The organism is Segeticoccus rhizosphaerae (assembly GCF_009192725.1).
GTDB lineage: Bacteria > Actinomycetota > Actinomycetes > Actinomycetales > Dermatophilaceae > Segeticoccus > Segeticoccus rhizosphaerae.
Window position 1 is genome coordinate 1 of sequence record NZ_VOHR01000523.1, and the last position, 1,656, is coordinate 1,656.

At 72.9% G+C, this 1,656-nt stretch carries 2 protein-coding genes; both read right to left on the minus strand.

Translation table 11 applies throughout. From position 1 onward, the window contains the following. Nucleotides 1-163 precede the first annotated feature (163 nt). The gene (locus FRW57_RS21335; RefSeq protein ID WP_137123220.1) at nt 164-697 is read right to left on the minus strand and encodes a zf-HC2 domain-containing protein; all 534 of its coding nucleotides are present in this window, start codon (nt 695-697) and stop codon (nt 164-166) included. Further along, entirely contained in the window at nt 694-1,326 is a 633-nt protein-coding gene (gene sigE / locus FRW57_RS21340) for an RNA polymerase sigma factor SigE (RefSeq protein WP_137123221.1), read from the minus strand. The genes FRW57_RS21335 and sigE overlap by 4 nt, the downstream gene beginning before the upstream one ends. Nucleotides 1,327-1,656: the final 330 nt, after the last annotated feature.

Genomic DNA, 1,656 nt, shown 5'->3' on the forward strand with positions numbered 1-1,656 from the left:
GCCGGCTGGCGGCGGCGTCGCTCCGCTCCATCCTCGCCGCTCGTCGTCGCCGCTGTCTCCCGCGTTCGCGCTCCTCGGCGGCGGCGTCGCTCCGCTCCATCCTCGCCGCTCGTCGTCGCCGCTCATGCGGCGATTGTGCCCGATCGGGCTCCGCGCGGGGCGGTCAGGGCAGATGCCGGTGGTCGACCTGGAAGGCCGCCGCCCCTGCCGGGACGACCCTCCAGCCCGACATCGACGTGTCGAGGTCGACCGGCCGCACGACCGCGCCCGACGGGTTGGCGACGGGTGTGGTGCCGTCTGTGGGAAGCGGCTGGGCGCCGGCCACCGCCCACGCCGCCACGGCGCACGCCGCAGCGGCAGCGCCCGCGAGGGCGAGGGAGAGACGGGCCGACCGGTGCATGGCCGGCGCTCCGGTGGACAGGACAGGAAGCCGCTGCGGGCCGGACTCCACGGGCAGCGGCACCTCGGCGGCGAGTCCGAGCAGTGTCTGCCGCAGCGCGTCCCCGCCTGGCGGGACTCCATCGAGGCGACGCAGGGACTCGAGCAGGCGACGCTCCTCCGCTACGGCCTCGCCACAGGAAGGGCAGATCAGCACGTGCCGATCGCAGACCCACAGGTCGTGCTCGGGCATCGCCCGGTCGACGTAGTCGCTGAGCCGGTCCCCGAGGTGCTCGCGGACCGAGGGCTGGGTACTCATCGCAGGCCCGGGGCGACCTGCCCCACCGTGAGGGGCGGACGGCTCGAGGCGGTCTGCCGCGTGCGGTCGGGCGCCCGGTGAGCGAGCGCCTCACGCAACTGGGCGCGGCCGCGGTGGATGCGGGAGCGCACGGTGCCCAGCTTGATGCCGAGCGTCGCGGAGATCTCCTCGTAGGACAGGCCCTCGATGTCGCAGAGCACCACAGCCGCCCGGAAGTCGGGGGCGAGGGCGTCGAGGGCGCGCTGCACGTCGTCGTCGAAGTGGGTGTCGGCGTAGTGCTGCTCGGGGCCGGCCTCACGGGAGGGCAGCCGGGCGGCAGCGTCGTCGGCGAGCGCGTCGAAGCGGATCCGCTGCTTGCGGCGCATCTTGTCGAGGAAGACGTTGGTCGTGATCCGGTGCAGCCAGCCCTCGAAGGTGCCGGGCCGGTAGGAGTGCAGCGACCGGAAGACACGGATGAAGACATCGTGGGTGAGGTCCTCGGCATCGTGCTGGTTGCCCGTGAGCCGGTAGGCGAGGCGGTAGACCCGCGCGGAGTGCTGCGAGACGACCTCCTCCCAGGTCGGAGGAACCCAGGCGGCATCGACCGGCAACGTGCCGGCGGCGCCCTGCGGCTGATCGACGGTGTTCATACCTGCTCGGCTCCCTGGTGCCTGCGTCTTCGTGTCTCGACTGCGACCCGACACCCCGTGAGACGCCGTGACAGCGTCCATGGTTGCCGGTCAACCTGAGTATTTGCTGTGACATCTGGCCGCAGCTCCTCAGCGGCCGGGTCGCTAGGGTGTGACGCATGAGTGCACAGAAGCCGGCCACCTGGGCCTACTCGGAGGATTTCGTCGGCGAGACCGAGGTCATCGAGCGGGCCCGGCTTCGCGGTGAGGAGCTCGGGTGCACCCCGGTGCAGCCCGGCGTGGGGGCGGCGCTGCGCCTGCTGGCCGCCGCGGCCCGCGCCAAGGCCGTGG